This is a genomic window from Metabacillus malikii (assembly GCF_030813355.1).
Taxonomy (GTDB): domain Bacteria; phylum Bacillota; class Bacilli; order Bacillales; family Bacillaceae; genus Metabacillus; species Metabacillus malikii.
Window position 1 is genome coordinate 74,662 of the sequence record NZ_JAUSUD010000020.1, and the last position, 21,593, is coordinate 96,254.

Here is a 21,593-nt window from a genome sequence, read left to right on the forward strand (position 1 = left end):
CTAGCTCAAACTATTTTTACGATTTAGAATTGGGGTTCTTTTTACGTTACAGTTTGTTGTTTTTCTAACTAACAATCAAGGAGAATTCGATGGTCAAATCTATTCAAGCGGTCATTAATGTGGTTCGATAACTGAAGCAGAGTAACGTTTGCAGTGTTAACAAGATGAAATCGAGTGTAATATGAAAATTAGCTCTTTTATCGTATGCTTCTTCTTTCAGTACTAAAAAGGAGGGAAGCCTGTCAAGCTATGATGGTATCGAAATAGCAGAAACAGGCCATCTCCCTACACTAGGTCATTACAATATTTGATACTTAATATTGTTGTTTTTAAAACTTTTGTATCTCTCATCGCTCTGTGATGTCTCTACAATTGTTTTATGCCTCTGAATTATCTCTATTCATTTTACCTTCTGAGGCATGAGGGACCATAGCTTTTATTTTTTCAATTCGCTTATCATCCATCTCTTCAACTTTAAATTTAATTTGTGCAAATTCCACTTCCGGACGTTCATCTTCATTTGGAATATAGCCTAACTCACCAATAACAAAACCGCTTAACGTATCATAATCGTCAGTTGGGAATTGAATATGAAATAATTCCTCTACAACATATAAATTTGTTTTCCCTGGTATGACATAAGTAAAATCATCAACCTTTTGAATTTCCTCGTCATCCATTTCACGGTCATCATATTCATCAAAAATATTTCCTACGATTTCTTCAATGACATCCTCTATTGTTACAATACCGTCCGTACCACCGTATTCATCGATGGCAACAGCCATATGAATGTTGTACATTTGCATTTCTTTAAACAGTTCATCAATAGACTTCGATTCGAGAACGAAATAAGGTTCACGTAATAATTCCTCCAAGTGAAATCTATCATCTTCACAGTTTTCAATAAATTGAATTAAATCCTTCACATGTAAAATACCAACTATATCGTCAATACCTTCCTTATAAACTGGAAAACGTGTGTACCGTTCAACATTTACCAAGCTAACCGTCTCGGATAAAGTATAATGAATCGGGATGGCAATGATATCCGTCCGATGAGTCATAATTTCAGAAACAGTTTTATTGTCGAGTTCAAAGATATTATTTATCATCATTTTTTCTGTTTCCTGAATCGTGCCTCTTTCTTTCCCGACATCAATCATCATTCTAATTTCCTCTTCTGTTACCTCTTCATCATCAGCATTCGGATCAACTCCAAATAGCCTTACAATCATGTTTGTCGATAACGTAAGAAGTTTCACAAAGGGAGCGGTGATTTTAGATAGTAGTAGTAATGGTGAGACAGCAATATTCGCTATTTCATCGGCCTTTTGAAGCGCCAACCGTTTTGGAACTAACTCACCAACAACTAATGTAAAATAGGAAAGAATTAATGTAATCACAATCACTGATATTCTACCGAGAATTTCTTTTGAAATTGGGACACCTGCATTATACAAAGTAGTTGATAAATGCCCTGCAAAGCTTTCCGCCGCAAATGCACTTGCTAAAAAACCGGCAAGTGTAATGCCAATTTGAATTGTTGCTAAAAAGCTACTCGGTTCTGAAAGAAGCTTGTCTAACTTTTTGGCCTTATGGTCGCCATTATCAGCCATTTGTTTTATTTTCACATCATTAAGCGAGATAAGTGCAATCTCTGAAGCAGCAAAAAAGGCATTACATAGTATTAAGATTGCTAAGATTATGATTTCAGTAATCATGAGCATCCGCCTCCAAACTTTCATGGCTCCAAGTTTTACGATCTTCTAGTTAGTTATCATGCCCTGAAAGTTTTGATAATTTGAAGGAAGATTTTTCTCATTGAATACTGTAATAGAATTACCCCGAAATCATGAAAAAACCCTACTCATTACCGAGTAAGGTTTCTCTCCTTTATGCAAACATCTGATTGCCCTCTTCTTTGCGGAAAAAACTTTTCATTGCCTGGAAAACGTCTGCTTTTTGCTTGAGGATATAGTAGCGGAATTTCTCATCATTGATATTTTTATATGCGGACATTAAGGTTGAATGGCGATTATACTGATTTACTTCACCATATCCAAATATATTAGATAATTTCATTAATTCTCCAACAAGCTTAACACATCTGGCATTGTCTGAAGTTAGATTATCACCATCAGAGAAATGAAATGGATAAATATTATAGCGTGCTGGGTGATACTTTTCTTCAATCACTTCAAGTGCTTTACGGTAAGCTGAGGAACAGATTGTGCCACCACTTTCACCTTTTGAGAAGAAATCCTCTTCTGTAACCGTTTTCGCTTCAGTGTGGTGTGCAATAAATTCGATTTCAACTTTTTCATATTTTGTTCTTAAAAATCTTGTCATCCAAAAGAAGAAGCTACGTGCCATATATTTTTCCCATATTCCCATTGAACCACTCGTATCCATCATCGCAATGACGACAGCCTTTGATTCTGGCTTTACAACTTCATTCCATGTCTTATACTTTAAATCCTCAGGAAAAATCGGGTGGAATTTTGATTTTCCAGCTAACGCATTACGTTTATAGGCTGATAGCATTGTTCGTTTTTTATCAATGTTACCCATTAACCCAGTCCGTCTTATATCATTAAATTCAATATCTTCAATGACAATCTCGTCTCGTTCTTTTTGCTTTAAATTTGGCAGTTCCAACTCTTTAAATAATGCTGCTTCTACTTCGAGGATTGATACTTCAGCTTCATAATAATCTTCCCCTGCTTGATCACCTGCTCCTTGCCCTTTACCTGGTCCTTTTGCATCTGCTGGCGAACCGTCCCTTGCAACGACATCTCCTACCTGACTATCTCCATCACCTTGGCCAACATGCTTATTTTTATCATAGTTATATCGAATTTTATATTCGTCCAATGAACGAATTGGGATTTTCACAACGTTCTTCCCATTTGACATGATAATGCTTTCTTCAGTTATTAAATCTGGAAGATTGTTGCGAATCGCTTCTTGAACTTTTTCTTGATGGCGAGTTTGATCGTCGTGGCCTTTACGATGGAGGGTCCAATCTTCTTGTGAGATTACAAAGTTATGGTCTTGACCTGACATATACCAATTCCCCCTCCAAAATTTAAATTTTTTTTAAAAAAGAGTCACATTCTCCGAATACCATGCATACACTAACGTGGATGAATCATTTTCATACTACCTGTCATTTGTAATTCAGTGGATTACTCTATCCTATGCACAAGTTTTAATTAATTGACAAATAATTTTGAAATCGATAGTGGAATCATTAAAAATGAGACAAGTCACTATTGATAATGGACAAGCCTTCTATAAAGAATAAAAAAAGACTGACACTTATTTTTGTCAGCCTCGTATTATATTTAACTTATCTATTTAATAGACTTCCTACATAACGTAATAAATCATTAGCAGAAGCAGTGTTATAGCCGTGTTCATCAACTAGCCTTGCAACAACTTCATTAATTTTCTTCAGCTGTTGTTCATCAGGTGTTTTCGATGAAGTCGTAATTTTCACTACATCTTTTAAGTCAGCAAACAACTTCTTCTGGATTGCTTCACGAAGACGCTCATGTGAATTGTAATCAAATCGTTTCCCTTTTCGCGCATAGGCTGAGATTCGAATTAAGATTTCTTCACGGAACGCTTTTTTCGCGTTTTCAGAAATGCCAATTTGCTCCTCAATTGAGCGCATTAATTTTTCATCAGGATTCATTTCTTCACCTGTTAACGGATCGCGAAGCTTATTTTTATTACAGTATGCTTCAACATTATCTAAGTAATTATCCATTAATGTTTTTGCAGACTCTTCATACGAGTAAACAAAAGCTTTCTGTACTTCTTTTTTCGCCATGTCATCATAAAGTTTTCTCGCGATTGAGATGAAATTTAAGTATTTTTCACGTTCTTCATTTGAAATTGAAGCATGCTGGTCAAGACCTTCCTTAAGTGAACGTAGAACATCAAGTGCATTAATTGATGGTATTTCCTTCCGAATAATCGTCGAGGAAATTCTGTTAATGACATAACGCGGGTCAATGCCCGACATCCCTTCGTCATTGTATTCCTTTCTCAGCTCTGCAACATCAACAGAGTTAAAGCCTTCTACACTTTCGCCATCATATAATCTCATTTTCTTCACAAGGTCGATGTCTCCGCGTTTTGGTTCCTTTAATCTTGTTAAAATTGTAAACATCGCCGCTACCTTTAACGTATGTGGTGCAATATGAACATCTGCGACATCACTTTCTTTAATCATCTTTTCATAAATTCGTTCTTCCTCTGTCACCTTTAAGTTATAAGGAACAGGCATGACAATAATTCGGGAATGTAGAGCTTCATTCTTTTTGTTCGAAATAAATGAACGATATTCTGTTTCATTCGTATGGGCGACGATTAGCTCATCTGCAGAAATTAACGCAAACCTACCTGCCTTGAAATTTCCTTCTTGGGTAAGTGAAAGTAAATGCCATAAAAACTTCTCATCACATTTCAGCATTTCCTGAAACTCCATCATTCCACGGTTAGCTTTGTTTAACTCACCATCAAAGCGGTAAGCACGCGGATCTGATTCTGAGCCGTATTCAGCAATTGTTGAAAAGTCAATGCTTCCTGTTAAATCTGCAATATCTTGTGACTTTGGATCTGATGGGCTAAATGTTCCAATTCCAGTACGCTTATCTTCAGATAGGAAGACTCTTTCCACTCTAACATCTTCAATTCTGCCACCGTACTCTTCCTCAAGTCTCATCACATTTAATGGAGATAGATTTCCTTCAATACGAATCCCATATTCTTGATAAAAGTCTTCCCTTAAATGGTGTGGAATTAAGTGTAATGGATCTTCATGCATAGGACAGCCTTTAATCGCATATAGCGCACCATGCTCTGTTAACGAGTACGCCTCTAATCCTCGTTTTAGCATCGTTACTAATGTTGATTTCCCTCCACTTACAGGTCCCATCAATAGCAAGATTCGTTTTCTGACGTCAAGTCTCTTTGCAGCTGGATGGAAATACTCTTCAACGAGGCGTTCTAGCGCATCCTCTAAACCATATAATTGATGGTCAAAAAATTTGTACCGCCTTTTACCATCTACTTCTTCAATTCCTGCATCTTTTATCATATTGTATACTCGTGAATGAGCTGATTGCGCAACCCAAGGTTTTTCCTTAACAATATCTAAATACTCTACGAAGGATCCTTCCCATTTCAACCGCTGTTCATCTTCTCTGTACTTTTCAATTTTTCTTAAAATATCCATAAGGACCTCCTTTAACATTGGTCGTAGCTGTCAAAACCATCATGCAGATTAATACACTTTATGCGAGGATGTCCTTTAACATTCTAAAAAGCTGTGCATTTGCACAGAATAATTTTAGTAAAAAAGCCTTTTACAGATTCACATCAACATTTCATTACGCTATAATAAAGCAAGAGTCCATATAGTGGATTGTTAGTACGCTTCAATACATTCACCTTTTCATCATGATAAAATAATCTAAACACAGGGAATATTATCATCATCGCTTTATTTTAATTACATAACACTGTGAATTTACGTTTGGATCGTGATTGACAATTTAGGGAGGTTTAAACGATGAGATTTATCTTAGTTCTTGGGGTTAGTTTAGCGTTTTTAACTGCAATTTTCACTGCAGGTTATGAAAGTAAACCAGGTGCAAAAAAATAAGTGTTTTCTTCAGAAAAAGGCTGACTCTCACCAGAGTCAGCCTTCTTTCATGTTAAGTTTGGATAATTTTGTTGTCTTAACGCTTCATAAATTAGAATCGCAGCCGTATTCGATAAATTTAATGAACGAACATGTTCAGTCATCGGGATTCTTAAACAGCGATCCATGTTTTCTTTTATTAAATCTTTCGGTAATCCTGTTGTTTCACGTCCAAAAACAAAAAAGTAATCTTTGTCGACATGACTATAATCAAACGTAGTATGTGGCTTTTCACCAAATTTAGTTAAATAGAAAAATTCTGCATCTTTGTAGCTATTAAATAATTCATCTAACGAATCATGGTAGATAACATTTACGTACTCCCAATAATCAAGTCCGGCACGCTTTAACATTTTGTCGTCTGTGGAGAATCCTAGCGGACGAATTAAGTGTAAAGTTGTATTCGTTGCAGCACATGAACGTGCAATATTGCCTGTATTAGCTGGAATTTCTGGTTGATATAGTGCGACATGTAAACCCAATTTCTTCACCTCATCTATTTTTCCATATGAATGTATCATATTTAGAATGATTTCATATCTTTTTACCCCTACAAAACGACATTATACCACTTTTAAGAAGAACTCGTATCATCGAGTATCCGAAAAAAAGTATACTTTATATTTGGTGTATAAGCTGTTGAGTCTTCATATGACCAATAACGCATTCGACTATTGTATGTTTGTGCATTTACTAGCGGCATATTTTGCTTATCCTTTGCAACGACAAATGTTGTATGATCATATTTGCCATCACCTTGGAAATCATAACAGATAACATCACCTGGCATCAATTGCTCTGGCGCTTTCACTTGTTTTGCTCGTAGCCCTGTTTTTGAATGGATCAGGAAATTTCGCATCGCATTGGCTACAGACCAGCTATAGCTCCAATTACTTTGCTGCATCCACCATCCTTTCGAGCGATTCGGATACCCGCGCATGTTTGCACCACCTGCATGCAAGCATTGGGAAATAAAATTTGTACAATTCACTTCAAAATTTTTATAAGCAGAATTTGTATCATTCCACCATCGCTCGGCATATTGAACAGCTGCGAGTCGATCATAATGAAACGTCTCTCTAATTTGCTCTGATTCTTTGACGACGAGATTTTCTCCCGTTTGGATCGGTTCTTTTGTCCTGTTCTCCTGAATGACATCTTCGACTATTTCTTCCTTATAAAGACGTGCTTTGCGAAGTTCAAAACTTTCTTCCAAATAAAGTGTATCTTCATTTTTATTTAACCATTTATGATGACAGGCGTATGATATTTCTTTTATATGTTGTGTACGTTCTTCAACACCGATAATTTTAATTTCTGTAATTCCTTTAACAATATCAGTATTACGCTTTTCAAAAGTTTGCATGCGTCTTTCTAACGCCTGGTACTCTTGCTCATCAAGGAGTTTCATCTGCAACGGTTTTTTATTAATCAGCATATCAAGTTTATGTTTATGAAAATCCAATAATATTTGTTTCATTTTAAGGTTCACCACCATCTATTAATAATAAAAGGTATGTAACAATTACGCGGAAATGTCGTACTTTTTAAATTGGAATTTTTAAAACATGTGGCGGAATTTGTCGAATGACAGATTTTTTCATAAAGTTGAGAGATTTTCTTCAAAAGTTGACAGATTTTTTGGCAAAGTTGACAGATTTATGATAAAAGCTGGGAGATTACACTTTATTTCATGCTTTTCATATAAAAAAATGGCTGCCCAGCTTATAAAAAGCGAGCAACCAGTCAGTTTTTCTTAATTAATTTTAGACCTTTTTCGATTTCGAGCTTCACTTCTTCGTCTGTTTCCTTCTCAAACGCGTTTAACAGTTCTTTTTCAACGTCTTCTCCACCGATTTTCCCGATTGCCCAGGCAGCTGTACCGCGAATGACGGGGCGTGGGTCCTGCTTCATCAATAGGATTAAATCAGGAAGTGCGGTTGTATCCTTAAAGTGTGCCAATGCTAAAATTGCATTTCGTTGAAGCGGCTTCTTCCCGCGCCAAGAGCCTGAAATGTGGCCGAATTTCTCTTTAAAATCTTTATTACTAATCGTAAGGAGTGGCTTTAGCTTTGGCTTAGCAATTTCCGGGTCTGCTTCCATTTCTTCATGAAAATGAAAGTCTTTTCCCTTATTCACAGGACAAACCGTTTGGCACGTGTCACAACCGTATATGCGATTACCAATCTTCGTACGATATTCATCAGCAAGAAATCCTTTAGTTTGCGTAAGGAATGCGATACATTTTGAAGCATTTAATTGTCCCCCTTGCACGAGCGCACCAGTTGGACAAACGTCAAGACATTTCGTGCAGCTCCCGCATTGGTCTTCCATCGGGGTATCTGGTGGAAACGGAAAGTTTGTAATCATTTCTCCTAAATAAACATATGACCCAAATTCAGGTGTAATAATTGCACAATTTTTGCCACTCCACCCGATACCTGCCCGTTCAGCTACAGCTCTGTCTGAAAGCTCACCGGTATCGACCATCGATTTTACTTGAATCTCTGGTATTCTTTCTTTTAAAAAGTTTTCTAGTTTTCCTAGTCGGTCACGGAGCACTGTATGATAGTCTTGTCCCCATGAAGCACGGCAAAAAATCCCTCTCCGCTCTTCCTTTGTGCTTTTAGGAGCATTTTTTAGTTTCGAAGGATAGGCAAGGGCAATAGAAATAATCGAGCTTGCTTTTGGGAGGAGCTTAACTGGTGTTACTCGTTTTTCAATGTCTGGTTCTTCAAAACCTGATTGATAGCCTAGCTCCTGCTGCCTTATCAGTCGTTGTTTTAATTCTTCGAATGTATTTGCACTCGTAAAGCCAATTTTATCAATCCCGATTTCTTTACTATAGGCAATGACTTCTTGTTTAAATTGTTCAATGTTCACATAATTACCTCCCTTCTTATTGTTTAAGAATCTTATATAAAAATAGGTTACATACCATTTATGTGTTAGCAGTATTAGCAAAAAAAATTGTCATTCGACTTTTCTAACAACAACGATTAGAAAAGGAACTGACAATTCGTCCTCTCAAATTATAACGTATTTCGATTCATTTATTAAGTACCAAGAACTAGCATTTGAATTTACTGATTCTATCTAAAAAAACTTATATACACGGTAGTGTATAGGGAAGCATGTTTATTATATATGTCGTTTGTTTTACATGTTAAAATAACCTAAGATATAGTTGAATTAGTTGAGTTTTATGGAGGTTTTAATAAATGGAAGTTCGTATTAGTGATGAGCTAAAGCAAATTATCAATAACATAAGAATTGGTGTTGTCCATTACGAGGATATAAATGTGTCTGATTCACCACAAATGCTGAAAGGGCGCCTACGCTTATTTCAGGAATCCCTTTATTTCGATTACGTGGATAAACAGATAACTGAAATTCCAGCTGTAAAAGAATGGCGTATCCTATTTAAAGCAGTTGGTACTGATCCATCGCGTTATCGCCCCTCAAATGAAGCATTATTACGACGTGTACAAAAGCAGCAATATTTACATTATGTGAATTCAGCAGTGGACTTAAATAACTTTCTCTCTTTACAGTATCAAATTCCATTAGGGATTTATGATAAAAGTAAGTTAACAGGAGATATTTCGATTGAGATAGGAAATGAACTTGATAGCTATCTCGCAATTAATGGCCGTGACGTTTCATTAACAAATAAAATAATATCAAGAAGTGAAAATGGTCCTTTTGGAAGTCCATTTGTGGACTCGAAACAAACCGCTGTGACAGATAAAACGACAGATGCATTACAGCTTGTTTATTTACTGCCATCGCAAGCCATTGATGAAGCAAATCAAATGCTTCAGGCACTGTCAACAATGTTCACGCAAATTCATGGTGGTCAAGCTACGTTTAAGGTGATTTAAAAGGAAGCGGTCGATATTCCGCTTTTTTGCCCCCGTGTCATCTCTATGTGTAGAAACATAAAAAACGCAATGCCCCGTTTATCTAAGAAACGAAACACTGCGTTGATACCAGAGTTATATGTATGGAGCGGGTGAAGGGAATCGAACCCTCATCATCAGCTTGGAAGGCTGAGGTTTTACCACTAAACTACACCCGCATGTGATGTGACACGATTAATAATATATCATTTTTCCAAAGCTACTTCAACACTTTTTTTGCAAAATAGCTAGGTTTTTGTCGAAAGATACTTGATTATTATATAACTAGTGATTCAGTAATTGCAAGGATTTTTTTCATACACATAAATTTCTCCTTATTTACAGAAAATAAGTTGTTCATTCATCCTTTCTTTACTAAAATAGATAAAGTATAAGAAAAGTTACATATAAAGTTATAGATAAGCTAATATCATGAGGAGGTACTCTTATTTTGAGTAAACAACCATTATTTTTTAATCCCATTTTTAAAGACCGGATTTGGGGAGGAACAAAACTAACATCTTTCCACTATATAATTCCTACTGAAACAACTGGTGAATGCTGGGCATTTGCTGCACACCCAAATGGACAAAGTGTCGTAAAAAATGGCGAATTTGAAGGGAAAACACTAGGTGAACTTTGGGAAAACCATCGTCATTTATTCGGGCAAATTGAAGGTGACCGCTTCCCATTGTTAACGAAAATCCTTGATGCAAACCAAGATTTATCTGTACAAGTTCATCCAAATGATGACTATGCAAAGGTACATGAAAACGGTGAGCTAGGTAAGACTGAATGCTGGTATATCGTTGACTGTGAAGAAGGCGCTGAAATTATTTATGGTCACCATGCAAAAACAAAAGATGAGCTTGTTAGCATGATTGAAAACGGTGACTGGGACAAGCTACTTCGTAAAGTAAAAATTAAACCGGGTGATTTCTTCTTTGTACCAAGCGGAACAATTCATGCTATTGGTGCTGGAACTATTATTCTAGAAACACAGCAAAACTCTGATACAACATACCGTGTGTTTGATTTCAATCGTAAAGATGCTGAAGGTAATTTACGTGAGTTACATATCGAAAAGAGCATTGAAGTGACTGAAACTCCTTCATCTCATACAGACGTTACACCTACGACAGAACAAATCGATGATGCTGCAATTACAACATATGTACAATGTCCATATTTTACAGTGCAAAAATGGAGTCTTTCCGGATCAGCTAACCTTATCCAAGAAAAACCTTTTACATTAGTAAGTGTCATAGATGGCGATGGAGAGCTTACTCACGATGGAAACTCTTACCGCTTCAGAAAAGGTGACCATATCTTATTGCCACATGAATTTGGTTCATACAAGCTTAATGGAAATGCTGAATTCATCGCTTCTTATTTATAAGATTTTTCGGCTATTTTTGAAATAATCTTGGGCTCAATTCTTTGTGTTTCTCTTATTATGCAATAGCTGATACGAATCAATAATTAGTCTACGAATGATTAAAATTATAATTTCAGATTAGGTGACTCAATCGGTCTACCCTTTCTCGTAATATGAATGAAAATGAATCCAAGCTTACTTTTCTATTTTGTTCGAGAAGGGTCTGACACTTTTTTTGAGTCACCGCTTTTTATATAAATTGATAGATACTAACAACAACTGCTGCTACACTAATCCCTGTTCCAATTATCCATTTAATTAATTGAAGATGGCTTTCATTTACTTGACTCTCTACCTGTTTTGGAGAAGCAAAATCTTTTTCGTTTAATACTTGGTCAACAACAGCACGGATATCATTTTCATCTAATTGTTCTGTATGTTTATCCTCAAGGCGGTCGATTTGATGTTCTAGGTCTTTTATCTTCAACTCTAACTCTTTAATTTGCACCTCAACATCCTTCACTGTATTCCTCCTCGAAAAATATATTAAGTTTTTTATATATTATTCATGATTTGAGGAAAAATGTAGGCTTTTCTACGTTTTGTGCTATTTTTTACCGAAATGGTTAATTGTCAAAACTACTATGATAAAAGTACTCTACTAATTACTACTCTTCTTCTTTTAAGAGTTCCTCTAAAAATCTTTCTCGATGCTGCATAAAATAACTTGTGATTTGATAATGTTCGGTCATTTCATAGTCTATTTTTTCGATTTTTTCACCATCGAAGCTTAATATATCAGCATACGGATAACCTAATAAAATGGGCGAATGAGTCGCGATAATGAACTGGGCATTACCATGTGATGCGAGGTCATGAATGATTCTCAAGAAGGTTAGCTGCCTAGTTGGGGATAATGCTGCCTCGGGCTCGTCCAATAAATAGATAGCCTTGCCTTTAAAACGATGTAAAAATAATGAGAGAAATGATTCACCATGTGATTGCTCGTGCAAAGACTTGCCTCCATAGTCTTTAAAGCCGGATTCATCAACTTCATCAATATGTGTGGCAAAATGATAGAATGACTCCGCACGTAAAAAGAAACCATTCGTCACTTTCGGTAACCATGAAAGTCGAATGTAGCTCCCTAAAACAGAGTCTGCTGCATATACATCATATAAGTTATTTCTACCGCCACCTGCAGTATGAAACTCACATTTGTCAGCAATTGCTTCTAGTAAAGTAGATTTTCCAGAACCGTTTTCACCAACGAAAAATGTGACATTGCTTTGAAGATTGATTTCGTCTAGTGTTCGTATTGCCGGGATTGAAAATGGATAACGATTAGTAGATTGAATTTCTTCCCGGAGAAGTGTGATTTTTTTTAGAAACATCGTCTTTCACCTCTAATCTAACTCTCTTAGTCTCTTACTCTTAATATATGTATATTAAAACTTATAACTTCATCATTTACAATATGTTCCATTAATTGTTTATATATGGGGTGAGTCGATTGGAGACTCACCTTCTTTCTCACCTAAAAAGTATTCTATCTGGAACAACTCATTATCGCTGTTAATAATTAACACTTTATTTAAAAAAGCCTATCGGAATGAAATATCTTCTCTTATAAGTGGCATTGACATGCACCTTGGACCACCGCCACCTCTTGATAACTCTGAGCTCGGTATTTCGTGTACTATTATCCCGTTCTTCCTAAGTAAATCGTTTGTTATATAGTTTCTGTCATATGTAATCACAACACCCGGAGAAATGGCTAACGTGTTCGTCGCATCATTCCATTGCTCTCGGGAAGAAGCCACTTTGTCATCACCGCCACATATTATGAAGTTAACCTCATCTAATCCCAAAACCTTCTTTAACGCCACTTCTAGGCTTTGTTGCTTTGACACATTAACGCACTGCGGGACTGTCCCCCGCTCTAGAAGGTAGATGTCTTCAGTTAGGATGACGGGGTAGATGCAGAAGGTGTCTTTGTTGACCATTGTGAAGATTGTGTCTAGGTGCATGAATGTTCGTGATTTTGGTACGACGGCCGCTATTATATTGTTTATCGTTGTATTTTGTTTAAAGATGTTTGCTGCAAGCTGTTCAATTGCTTTTGCCGAGGTTCTCTCACTAATACCAATTGCTAATGTTTCTTTGCTTAACACGAGAAGGTCTCCCCCTTCAAGTGAGAACGGATAGTCTCGATTAAGCCAAATTGGTATTTCACTTTCTTTAAATCGTTCGTGATACTTTAAGATATATTGAAAGAATAATGATTCCCGTTTTCTAATTTCCGATTTCATATTATTTAACGTTACCCCATTCCCAATGACGCAAGCAGGATCCCTCATAAAATATACATTTGGCTGTGGCGATACATAGAACGGAAATGAATCCTCCATGTAGTCATGCAAATGGATTTTCTGCTCTTGAAATAATTCTTCCTTCCGAACACCTTGGAAGACCTTCTCAACAAAATCTTCAGCTGATAATTGTTGTAAATAGTTTTCAAGTGCCTGTCCAATTTGATTTTCATCAAACGGTGCCTTGCTCTCATTTAGGAAATCGAGAACAAATAAGTCCTTTATATCCTTTGTTCGAAAAACTTCTGTAAGCAGTTCCTTTAAATCTAATACTTCTACACCTTGCTTGCGAAGAATACCCGCAAACTGGTCATGCTCTTTTTGTATCATATGTAAGTACGGGATATCATCAAATAAAAAACGTTGCGTGTTTTGAGGGATCATATTTTCTACCTCTGGACCAGGCCTTTTTAACACGACGGTTTTTAATGTGCCGATTTCAGATGTTATATTCAAAGTAGGCTTCAACACTTATCACACCTTTCAAAACAGATAACAACATTATCGGTCATTTTAATGACATCTATACAAACTTCACTCTACTGCAAATTTTTAAAAAAGCTCTGTTTAATGTCACTCCCAGCATCATCTTTGTACTTTTAATCTGTCATATATACATACTAACAATCATTTCCGATTTTCAGCATGTCTTTCAATCAGATAATTTATTAGAAAGCCACCAATTAATAAAACTAGTAATATTGAATTATTCAATTCACTCCAGATTTGCTTACAAACCAAAAAAATGATAAGTGCACCAAATACTGTGCTAAACCAGAGGATTATCTTATTACGTCTACTCATTTTTTTAGTAAACACCTCCACCGCTCACATATTCGCAAATCTACTTATTCTTTTAATCTCAAAATCTTATATTTAAACAGCAGTGTCGTTCCGACATTTAAAATAAAATGAACAATGAATGGTATAAGTAGATTATGAGTAGCACTATAAATCCAACCAAACATTAAACTTGGAATCATAATATTTAATAGCATAATCGGTTTCGTATAATATTGAATGTGGAAGGCTAAAAATAACATCGTTGTTAAAATTATAGCTAACCAATCATGTTGAAAACCAAGGTCCATTAAATTTTGGATAACGCCTCTGAATAGCAGTTCTTCGAATAAGGCACTAAAGAACATGAAGATTACTAATACACCTGTCGGTAAATATTGATAGCTTTTATTTGTGTCATCGATATATATCGCAGGAATGAATTTAGTGAGTACAGCTCCAAATAATAGTAGAAATACTGAAGGAATAGCCACCCAGCATGCCGATTCAAGTAGGTTCATTTTCAAAAAAATCTCATCAATTGTTATCACATTTTGATTAACTAAAACTAAGATAACAGATAAACAAATAACAATTAATGACAGGTTACCGATTAATACATCTTTTAACTTGAATTCCTTGTGTGTCGTCTTTGGTTCGTCTTGTTGTATGACCATTTTCTCTCACTTTCTATTTTAACTTTTATAGGTCGGTTAAGGAGTACTTTTCAAAACAGCAATTTGTATCGCGGCCTAATTAAGGCAAAAAATACACGCTTAGGAAAATTCCCTTAGAAAAAAATCTTACTAAATGAATTCAGTAAGATTTCTTTACTAGTATTACAGTTTCTCGCAATAAGCGACAACCTCATCATATGGAAGACTACCGCCAAAAATGTCTAATGCACTACCGATTGTGATGTCCAGCTTACCGTTAGATAGATGATTAAACGTCTCTAAATCTTCTATTGAACGAACACCGCCAGCATATGTCGTCGGAATTGTAACCCACTGTGATAGCTGTTTTACAAGTGTTTCTTGTATACCTGTTCGCTTGCCTTCAACATCAACCGCATGGATAAGGAACTCATCGCAATAGCTCTCCATCTCTTTTATCGTTGATTGATTAATTTCAAAGTTTGTAAACTTTGTCCATTTATCCGTGACAACATACCACTTTCCATCTTTTTCTTTACAGCTCAAATCTATCACAAGTTGGTCTTTTCCTACTTCCTGAACTAGCTCTTTTAGTCTTGATAAATGAAGCTCTCCGTCTTGAAATATGTATGATGTGACAATGACATGTGAGGCACCTGCTTCTAAATATGATTTTGCATTACTAGTCGTAATGCCACCACCGATTTGTAAACCGCCAGGATATGCTTGAAGTGCCTTTATTGCGGTTTCCTGATTTCCGTCGCCTAGCATAATAACATGTCCACCTGTTAGTTTGTCTTCTTTAAACATCGTCGCATAGTAAGGTGAATCATGTTCTGAAACGAAATTTTCTACAACATGTTGATTCGTTAATGTAAGGGTGTCGCCAACAATTTGTTTTACCTTCCCTTGGTGTATATCAATGCATGGTCTAAATTTCACGTGAATCACTAACCTCTCTATATCTAAATTAAGTTTTATAAAAGGCTTTTTACATTTTTGCAATTGGGTATCCCCCCCTTTTGCAAAAAATTATTTAAGCAGCCCCACCATTTTCAGTCCATGAAGAATTCCTTCGTCCTCAACTGATTTTGTTACATACTTTGCGGCTTGTTTTACAACTTCTTCAGCGTTTCCCATCGCGACACTATTTTTTACTGTTGAAAGCATTTCTATATCATTTAAGCCGTCTCCGAAAGCATATTGGTGTTCTTCCGGATAGCCTAATTGCTTGCAAATTTTTTCAATTCCTTTTGCTTTAGAACCGCCTTTAGGAAGAATATCTACTGATACAGGATGCCATCTGATAAAGTCAAAGTCAGGATAGGCTTGTTCGTATTGATGTTCTTCGCCTTCTTTGCAAAAGAGTAACGATTGAAAGATGTCTCGTGACTTATAGTAATGTGGATCGTGGGTTGGAAAGAATTTAATTTTTAATGTTGAGATGCTCTCCGTTATATATTCATGCTCAGGAACATTTGCCTTCATATCTTCATGATCCATATAAACAACTGGATGGTTATTCTGAAGTGCTTCTTCTGTCAATTTTTCAAGTGGATTAAGCTTTAATGGATTTTGATAAATTACCTCACCATCTAAAACGACATATTGGCCGTTGTAGCTAACATATGTATGGATATCTAGCTCGTCACGAATGTCCTTGAACATAAACGGCGCACGACCTGTCGCAATAGCCACTTCATGACCAAGCTCTTTTAATTTGAAAATTGCCTTTTTTGTAGACTCAGGCATTTTCTTATCATGATTCAGTAACGTACCATCTATATCAAAGAAAATTACGCTTTTGTTTGTCAATTTTAAAACCAACTTCCCTTATGTTTTTGTATCTTCTATTACTATATACAATTATTCTCTCTCTATAGTTTAACTGAAATATCATTTTTTGAAAAAGTTTTTAATATCCTTTTCTAACTCTTGTCATTCCTCGATAATAACACGCTAAAAAGCAGTACCAATCATCACGATTGAGTACTGCTTTTTTAGTATCTATTGGCTCGATAGATTTACTCATAAAATGTTTATTCTAGCTTAGTAAGATTTTCTTTGCTCGTTCAACCTCTTCATCACTCGGTGTTTCAACATCACTTAACATGTACTTGAGGCCTAATTCCTGCCATTTATAAACCCCCAGTTTATGATAAGGCAATATCTCTATTTTTTCGACGTTTGTTAATTGGTTAATAAATTGTTTTAATGCGGTTAAATCTTCTATTGAATCTGTTCTTCCAGGTACAAGTACATGTCTAATCCAAACTGGAACATTTTTTGATGCTAAATAGCTTGCGAATGAAAGAATATGGTCGTTTTTCATGCCTGTTAATGCTTTATGCTTTTCGGTATGAATTTGCTTAATGTCCAGTAAAATTAAATCTGTAACAGTCAAAAGTTTATCAAGCTTTCTTAGAAATTCGGGGGTTTCCTGATAGCAGCCGCCAGAAGTATCAATTGTTGTATGAATTCCATGCTCTTTACACTTCTTGAAAAGCTCGGTTAAGAAATCAATTTGTAACAGTGGTTCACCACCAGAGACGGTTATTCCGCCACCACTACTATTGAAGAATGGCAGGTAATCTAAGACATCGTTTATAATTTCATCGACTGTTATTTCTTTCCCTTGATTTAGTTTCCATGTATCCGGGTTGTGGCAATATTGGCAACGTAATAAACAGCCTTGCATAAAAACAATATATCTTAAACCAGGTCCATCTACTGTTCCACATGTTTCAATTGAATGTATTCTTCCTATCATGACGACCCCTCAATTCCCCTTATTTTGACCCTCCTTATAGTGATTCGTGGAAAGTCCTGTTAATGACATCAATTTGTTGTTCACGTGTTAATTTAATAAAGTTTACCGCATATCCTGATACACGAATGGTTAATTGCGGATATTGTTCAGGATGCTCCATTGCGTCTAATAATGTTTCGCGTTTAAAGACGTTAATGTTTAAATGGTGCCCTTGCTTAATTGCATATCCATCTAGTATTCCGACAAGATTTGTAATCTGTGTATCTTCTTCTTTCCCTAATGCTTTTGGCACGATACTAAATGTATTTGAAATTCCATCTAACGAATATTCATAAGGTAGTTTTGCTACAGATGTCAGTGAAGCTAATGCACCTTTTTTATCTCTACCGTGCAATGGATTCGCACCTGGTGCAAATGGTTCTCCAGCTTTCCGGCCGTCTGGAGTGCTTCCAGTCTTTTTACCATATACAACGTTACTTGTAATAGTTAACACAGACATTGTCGGAATGGCTTGACGGTATGTTTTGTGTTTCTTTAGTTTTTGCATAAAAGTTTTAACTAACCAAACAGCGATGTCATCTGCTTGATTATCATTATTTCCGTATTTCGGATAATCTCCTTCGATTTCATAATCAACAGCGATACCATTTTCATCACGAATGACTTTGACTTTAGAATGTTTAATTGCACTTAAGCTATCTGTTGCAACGGATAGTCCGGCAATTCCACATGCCATTGTCCGAATAATTTCTTTATCATGTAACGCCATTTCAATGCGTTCATAGCTATATTTGTCATGCATGTAATGAATAATGTTCAGTGTATTCATATACAAGCCTGCAAGCCATTCCATCATTTTATCGAAGTTATACATGACTTTATCATAGTCTAAATATTCGTCTTTTATTGACTCTAGTGCTGGACCAACTTGTACTTTTGCTTTTTCATCAACACCGCCATTAATCGCGTATAATAATGCTTTTGCAAGGTTTGCACGGGCACCGAAGAATTGCATTTGTTTCCCAATTCGCATTGCACTTACACAGCAAGCAATTCCGTAGTCATCCCCATATTGCGGTCTCATGACATCATCGTTTTCATATTGGATGGAGCTCGTTTCAATCGATACTTTTGCACAATAGCGTTTAAATTCCTCAGGGAGGTTTGTGGACCATAACACGGTAAGATTCGGTTCAGGTGCTGGACCGAGATTCGTAAGCGTGTGCAAAAAGCGGAAAGAGTTCTTTGTGACTAATGGTCTTCCATCAACACCGATACCACCGATGGATTCTGTTACCCACGTCGGGTCTCCACTGAATAACTCATTATAGTCAGGTGTGCGTGCAAATTTCACAAGTCGGAGTTTCATCACAAAATGGTCAACCAATTCTTGTACCAGTTCTTCTGTTAGTAAGCCTTCCTGTAAATCTCTCTCAATGTATATATCTAGGAATGTTGACACACGCCCTAAGCTCATGGCAGCCCCATTTTGTTCTTTAATCGCAGCTAAATATCCAAAGTATAACCATTGGAAAGCTTCTTTCGCTGTTGTTGCAGGTACTGAAATATCAAACCCATACATTGAGGCCATCTCTTTTAACTCATGTAAAGCTCTAATTTGTTCACTCATTTCTTCGCGGTCACGAATGACTTCCTCGCTCATCACATTGCTTGTTAATTGAAGCTGTTCTTTCTTTTCTGCAATAAGCTTATCTACACCGTATAATGCGACTCTACGATAATCACCAATGATTCTTCCACGACCGTATGCATCTGGTAATCCTGTAATAATCCCAACTTTTCTTGCAAGTCTCATTTCGTCGGTATAGGCATCAAATACACCTTGATTATGGGTTTTACGGTATTTTGTAAAGGTTTCTTCGACTTCAGGCGAGATTTCATAGCCATACGATTTCAAAGCATCCTTCGCCATTCGGATGCCACCGAATGGTTGCAATGAACGTTTAAATGGTTCATCTGTCTGCATCCCAACAATTGCTTCCTTCTCTTTATCTAAATAACTAGGACCATGTGAAACGATTGTTGATACGATCGACGTATCCATGTTGAGGACACCGCCATTTTCTCGTTCCAGCTTTGAGAGCTGTAACACTTCATCCCATAATTTTAATGTTTTATCTGTTGGCTTTGCTAAAAAGGAGTCATCCCCTTCGTATAAAGAATAATTTTGTTGAATAAAATCGCGAACATCAATTTCTGTTTGCCATTTTCCTGTATTAAAACCTCTCCAGTGATTCATAAAAATCCCTTCCTTTTTTAGGTTTTACAATATTGTGAATAAATTCACAATTAAAATTATAAAAATATATCTTTTCCTTACTATCCTTAGTTTAGCGTAGCAGGTCGAAAAAGTTTGTGACATTGATCACATTCTTTAAGTATCTTTTATAGACTAAATTACTAATTAGTAAGCATAAATAAAGCTCCGTGCATTAATCTATGTTATTGCACTGAGCCTTACACATTTTAGTTAACCTTTTTCTTATAGGAAGTTATTCTTTTATCTTTAAGCCTAGCATACTAGCAAATCCTAGTGCTTGATGTGGTGACACGGTACAACCAGCTAAATTTTCTATCGAAACTGTAAGACGCTCATACGTAGATGAACTAATGTCAATTCCATTAAGAGAAGTTTCTCCAAAGTTGATGTCATTTAATTCACATCGATCAAATTGAACACTTTTTAGTCGACAATCGTATAAATCTGCTGAATGTAGAGTGCTCGTTGTATACTTTACTTGCTTCATACTAGCATAACTAAATGCACTAAGATTTAAATTACAGTTATCAAATGTTACATTTTCGAGATTTCCCTCTGAAAGATTAGCCCCGAGTAACTTTGTGTTTTTAAATTCTACACGATGGATAATTGCTCCAAGTAAATCAGCATTCGCTAAATCACAATCTTCAAAGATAACATCTAGTAACTCTAGTTTATGGAATGCTACATCTGTGAACGTTACATTTTTAAATACCATTTGTGATAGCTCTACCTTTTCAAGGTGGACACCGCTTATCTCAGTATTTGAAATCATACCATTCGTTAGATAAGGGTCTTCTCGCTCAAAAATATCGTGGAATTGGATTTGCTCGAGTTTATCTGGAATTCGTGGTTCGTCAATTTTTGATTTCTTCGCCATTCATTTCACCTTTTCGATATTTTTTCTTTTCTTCGTAAGTAAACATTAAACTATTTCAAGACTTCTAAGGAAGGTAGATTACTTTTCATTAAATCGTACCATTAATATCTTGAATAGCATAGATTTAAAAGAACCTCCTAGACTAGGAGGCATACTTAAAACTTATAGTTTGTTCATAACGAGTCTGTGCGATTTAAGCATTTCTCATTAAATTACTTACTTAATTTTCTTCAGTTATCGCTACTTGGTTTCTACCTTGTTCCTTTGCTTGATAAAGAGCTTGATCAGCTTTTATAATCGTATTTGAGAGGTCGTGGTGATGTTGAAAAGAGGAAATACCAATACTAATGGTGACACCCACTTTATACTCTTTCACCAGTAGAGTTTGTTGCTCTACTTCTTTTCTAAATGCTTCTGCAATAGCATAGCTTTGTTTCGCACTTCTATATGGAAGAAAAATCATTAGTTCATCTCCACCAAATCGTACGAACACTTTTTCTGCCTTGATACCGTTGTTTATGATGTTTGCTACATGCTTAATTACAGCATCACCAACAAAATGTCCATATTTATCATTGATGCTTTTGAAATAATCTATATCGCATAAAACAATAGAGTGAATACCCTCTTTCTCTTCTTTAAAAAAGGATGCAATATAGTTTTCAAAGTAGCGTCGGTTAAATAACCCTGTCAACGAATCCTTATTAGATAACTCCTCTAAAGATTGTAATATCCTTACGCTTTTAAGTTGATAATAAGTGAATCAATTTCGTAAATCTGAGCCCTACGGGCTCAAGGCTTTCAAGCACTAAAAAAAGGAGTACCTCCCCAAAATGTCGAATTTAGTAAGCACCA

Annotated in this window: 19 protein-coding genes and 1 tRNA gene; 2 read left to right on the plus strand and 18 right to left on the minus strand. The window is 36.0% G+C overall.

Annotated elements, in window-relative coordinates; translation table 11 throughout:
- Positions 1-377: 377 nt before the first annotated feature.
- From J2S19_RS17210 to queG, 6 genes are all read right to left on the minus strand, one after another.
- Positions 378-1,724, minus strand: coding sequence for a hemolysin family protein (locus J2S19_RS17210; RefSeq protein WP_307344379.1), 1,347 nt, complete (start codon positions 1,722-1,724; stop codon positions 378-380).
- A gap of 172 nt (positions 1,725-1,896) precedes the next feature.
- Complete coding sequence (gene yhbH, locus J2S19_RS17215; protein WP_307344380.1) at positions 1,897-3,069, minus strand: sporulation protein YhbH; 1,173 nt, start codon at positions 3,067-3,069, stop codon at positions 1,897-1,899.
- A 286-nt stretch (positions 3,070-3,355) separates the two neighbouring features.
- Positions 3,356-5,251: a PrkA family serine protein kinase gene (locus J2S19_RS17220; protein ID WP_307344381.1), complete on the minus strand. Its 1,896-nt coding sequence runs from the start codon at positions 5,249-5,251 to the stop codon at positions 3,356-3,358.
- Positions 5,252-5,727: 476 nt separating this feature from the next.
- A complete protein-coding gene (trmL, locus tag J2S19_RS17225; protein ID WP_370875165.1) occupies positions 5,728-6,240 on the minus strand; it encodes a tRNA (uridine(34)/cytosine(34)/5-carboxymethylaminomethyluridine(34)-2'-O)-methyltransferase TrmL in 513 nt (170 codons plus the stop codon).
- A gap of 53 nt (positions 6,241-6,293) precedes the next feature.
- Entirely contained in the window at positions 6,294-7,199 is a 906-nt protein-coding gene (locus J2S19_RS17230; RefSeq protein ID WP_307344383.1) for an amidase domain-containing protein, read from the minus strand.
- Between the two features lie 266 nt (positions 7,200-7,465).
- Positions 7,466-8,602 carry a tRNA epoxyqueuosine(34) reductase QueG gene (queG, locus tag J2S19_RS17235; RefSeq protein ID WP_307344384.1) on the minus strand — a complete coding sequence of 379 codons (1,137 nt, stop codon included), beginning with the start codon at positions 8,600-8,602 and terminating at the stop codon, positions 7,466-7,468.
- A 338-nt stretch (positions 8,603-8,940) separates the two neighbouring features.
- Between queG and J2S19_RS17240 the strand changes: the two genes are divergently transcribed.
- Positions 8,941-9,603, plus strand: coding sequence for a B3/B4 domain-containing protein (locus J2S19_RS17240; RefSeq protein WP_307344385.1), 663 nt, complete (start codon positions 8,941-8,943; stop codon positions 9,601-9,603).
- Positions 9,604-9,726: 123 nt separating this feature from the next.
- Here J2S19_RS17240 and J2S19_RS17245 read toward each other — a convergent pair.
- Positions 9,727-9,800, minus strand: a tRNA-Gly gene (locus J2S19_RS17245).
- 272 nt (positions 9,801-10,072) lie between these two features.
- Here J2S19_RS17245 and manA point away from each other — a divergent pair.
- Entirely contained in the window at positions 10,073-11,020 is a 948-nt protein-coding gene (gene manA, locus J2S19_RS17250) for a mannose-6-phosphate isomerase, class I (RefSeq protein WP_307344386.1), read from the plus strand.
- A gap of 229 nt (positions 11,021-11,249) precedes the next feature.
- Here the strand turns inward: manA and J2S19_RS17255 are convergent, their stop codons facing one another.
- The 11 genes from J2S19_RS17255 to J2S19_RS17305 all read right to left on the minus strand — a co-directional run bounded on the left by J2S19_RS17255 (position 11,250) and on the right by J2S19_RS17305 (position 21,471).
- The gene (locus J2S19_RS17255; protein WP_307344387.1) at positions 11,250-11,522 is read right to left on the minus strand and encodes a hypothetical protein; all 273 of its coding nucleotides are present in this window, start codon (positions 11,520-11,522) and stop codon (positions 11,250-11,252) included.
- A 145-nt stretch (positions 11,523-11,667) separates the two neighbouring features.
- Positions 11,668-12,393, minus strand: a complete 726-nt coding sequence (locus J2S19_RS17260) for an AAA family ATPase (protein ID WP_307344388.1) — start codon at positions 12,391-12,393, stop codon at positions 11,668-11,670.
- A 210-nt stretch (positions 12,394-12,603) separates the two neighbouring features.
- Entirely contained in the window at positions 12,604-13,839 is a 1,236-nt protein-coding gene (locus J2S19_RS17265) for an arginine deiminase (protein ID WP_307344389.1), read from the minus strand.
- Between the two features lie 159 nt (positions 13,840-13,998).
- The gene (locus J2S19_RS17270; RefSeq protein WP_307344390.1) at positions 13,999-14,175 is read right to left on the minus strand and encodes a hypothetical protein; all 177 of its coding nucleotides are present in this window, start codon (positions 14,173-14,175) and stop codon (positions 13,999-14,001) included.
- 44 nt (positions 14,176-14,219) lie between these two features.
- Positions 14,220-14,828: a CPBP family intramembrane glutamic endopeptidase gene (locus J2S19_RS17275; protein ID WP_307344391.1), complete on the minus strand. Its 609-nt coding sequence runs from the start codon at positions 14,826-14,828 to the stop codon at positions 14,220-14,222.
- A 162-nt stretch (positions 14,829-14,990) separates the two neighbouring features.
- Entirely contained in the window at positions 14,991-15,749 is a 759-nt protein-coding gene (gene hisA, locus J2S19_RS17280) for a phosphoribosylformimino-5-aminoimidazole carboxamide ribotide isomerase (RefSeq protein ID WP_307344400.1), read from the minus strand.
- Between the two features lie 90 nt (positions 15,750-15,839).
- A complete protein-coding gene (locus tag J2S19_RS17285; protein WP_307344392.1) occupies positions 15,840-16,622 on the minus strand; it encodes a Cof-type HAD-IIB family hydrolase in 783 nt (260 codons plus the stop codon).
- Between the two features lie 229 nt (positions 16,623-16,851).
- Positions 16,852-17,577, minus strand: coding sequence for a pyruvate formate-lyase-activating protein (pflA, locus tag J2S19_RS17290; protein WP_307344393.1), 726 nt, complete (start codon positions 17,575-17,577; stop codon positions 16,852-16,854).
- 34 nt (positions 17,578-17,611) lie between these two features.
- Entirely contained in the window at positions 17,612-19,837 is a 2,226-nt protein-coding gene (gene pflB / locus J2S19_RS17295) for a formate C-acetyltransferase (protein ID WP_307344394.1), read from the minus strand.
- A gap of 253 nt (positions 19,838-20,090) precedes the next feature.
- Complete coding sequence (locus J2S19_RS17300; RefSeq protein ID WP_307344395.1) at positions 20,091-20,738, minus strand: pentapeptide repeat-containing protein; 648 nt, start codon at positions 20,736-20,738, stop codon at positions 20,091-20,093.
- A gap of 220 nt (positions 20,739-20,958) precedes the next feature.
- Positions 20,959-21,471 carry a GGDEF domain-containing protein gene (locus J2S19_RS17305; protein ID WP_307344401.1) on the minus strand — a complete coding sequence of 171 codons (513 nt, stop codon included), beginning with the start codon at positions 21,469-21,471 and terminating at the stop codon, positions 20,959-20,961.
- Between the last annotated feature and the right edge of the window lie 122 nt (positions 21,472-21,593).

What these genes read in the sequence shown, in the direction of transcription:
- J2S19_RS17210 (WP_307344379.1), bottom strand. Translation starts at nt 1,724, where the DNA reads ATGATTACTGAAATCATAATCTTAGCAATCTTAATACTATGTAATGCC.
- yhbH (WP_307344380.1), bottom strand. Translation starts at nt 3,069, where the DNA reads ATGTCAGGTCAAGACCATAACTTTGTAATCTCACAAGAAGATTGGACC.
- J2S19_RS17220 (WP_307344381.1), bottom strand. Translation starts at nt 5,251, where the DNA reads ATGGATATTTTAAGAAAAATTGAAAAGTACAGAGAAGATGAACAGCGG.
- trmL (WP_370875165.1), bottom strand. Translation starts at nt 6,240, where the DNA reads ATGATACATTCATATGGAAAAATAGATGAGGTGAAGAAATTGGGTTTA.
- J2S19_RS17230 (WP_307344383.1), bottom strand. Translation starts at nt 7,199, where the DNA reads ATGAAACAAATATTATTGGATTTTCATAAACATAAACTTGATATGCTG.
- J2S19_RS17240 (WP_307344385.1), top strand. Translation starts at nt 8,941, where the DNA reads ATGGAAGTTCGTATTAGTGATGAGCTAAAGCAAATTATCAATAACATA.
- J2S19_RS17260 (WP_307344388.1), bottom strand. Translation starts at nt 12,393, where the DNA reads ATGTTTCTAAAAAAAATCACACTTCTCCGGGAAGAAATTCAATCTACT.
- J2S19_RS17270 (WP_307344390.1), bottom strand. Translation starts at nt 14,175, where the DNA reads ATGAGTAGACGTAATAAGATAATCCTCTGGTTTAGCACAGTATTTGGT.
- J2S19_RS17275 (WP_307344391.1), bottom strand. Translation starts at nt 14,828, where the DNA reads ATGGTCATACAACAAGACGAACCAAAGACGACACACAAGGAATTCAAG.
- pflA (WP_307344393.1), bottom strand. Translation starts at nt 17,577, where the DNA reads ATGATAGGAAGAATACATTCAATTGAAACATGTGGAACAGTAGATGGA.
- pflB (WP_307344394.1), bottom strand. Translation starts at nt 19,837, where the DNA reads ATGAATCACTGGAGAGGTTTTAATACAGGAAAATGGCAAACAGAAATT.
- J2S19_RS17300 (WP_307344395.1), bottom strand. Translation starts at nt 20,738, where the DNA reads ATGGCGAAGAAATCAAAAATTGACGAACCACGAATTCCAGATAAACTC.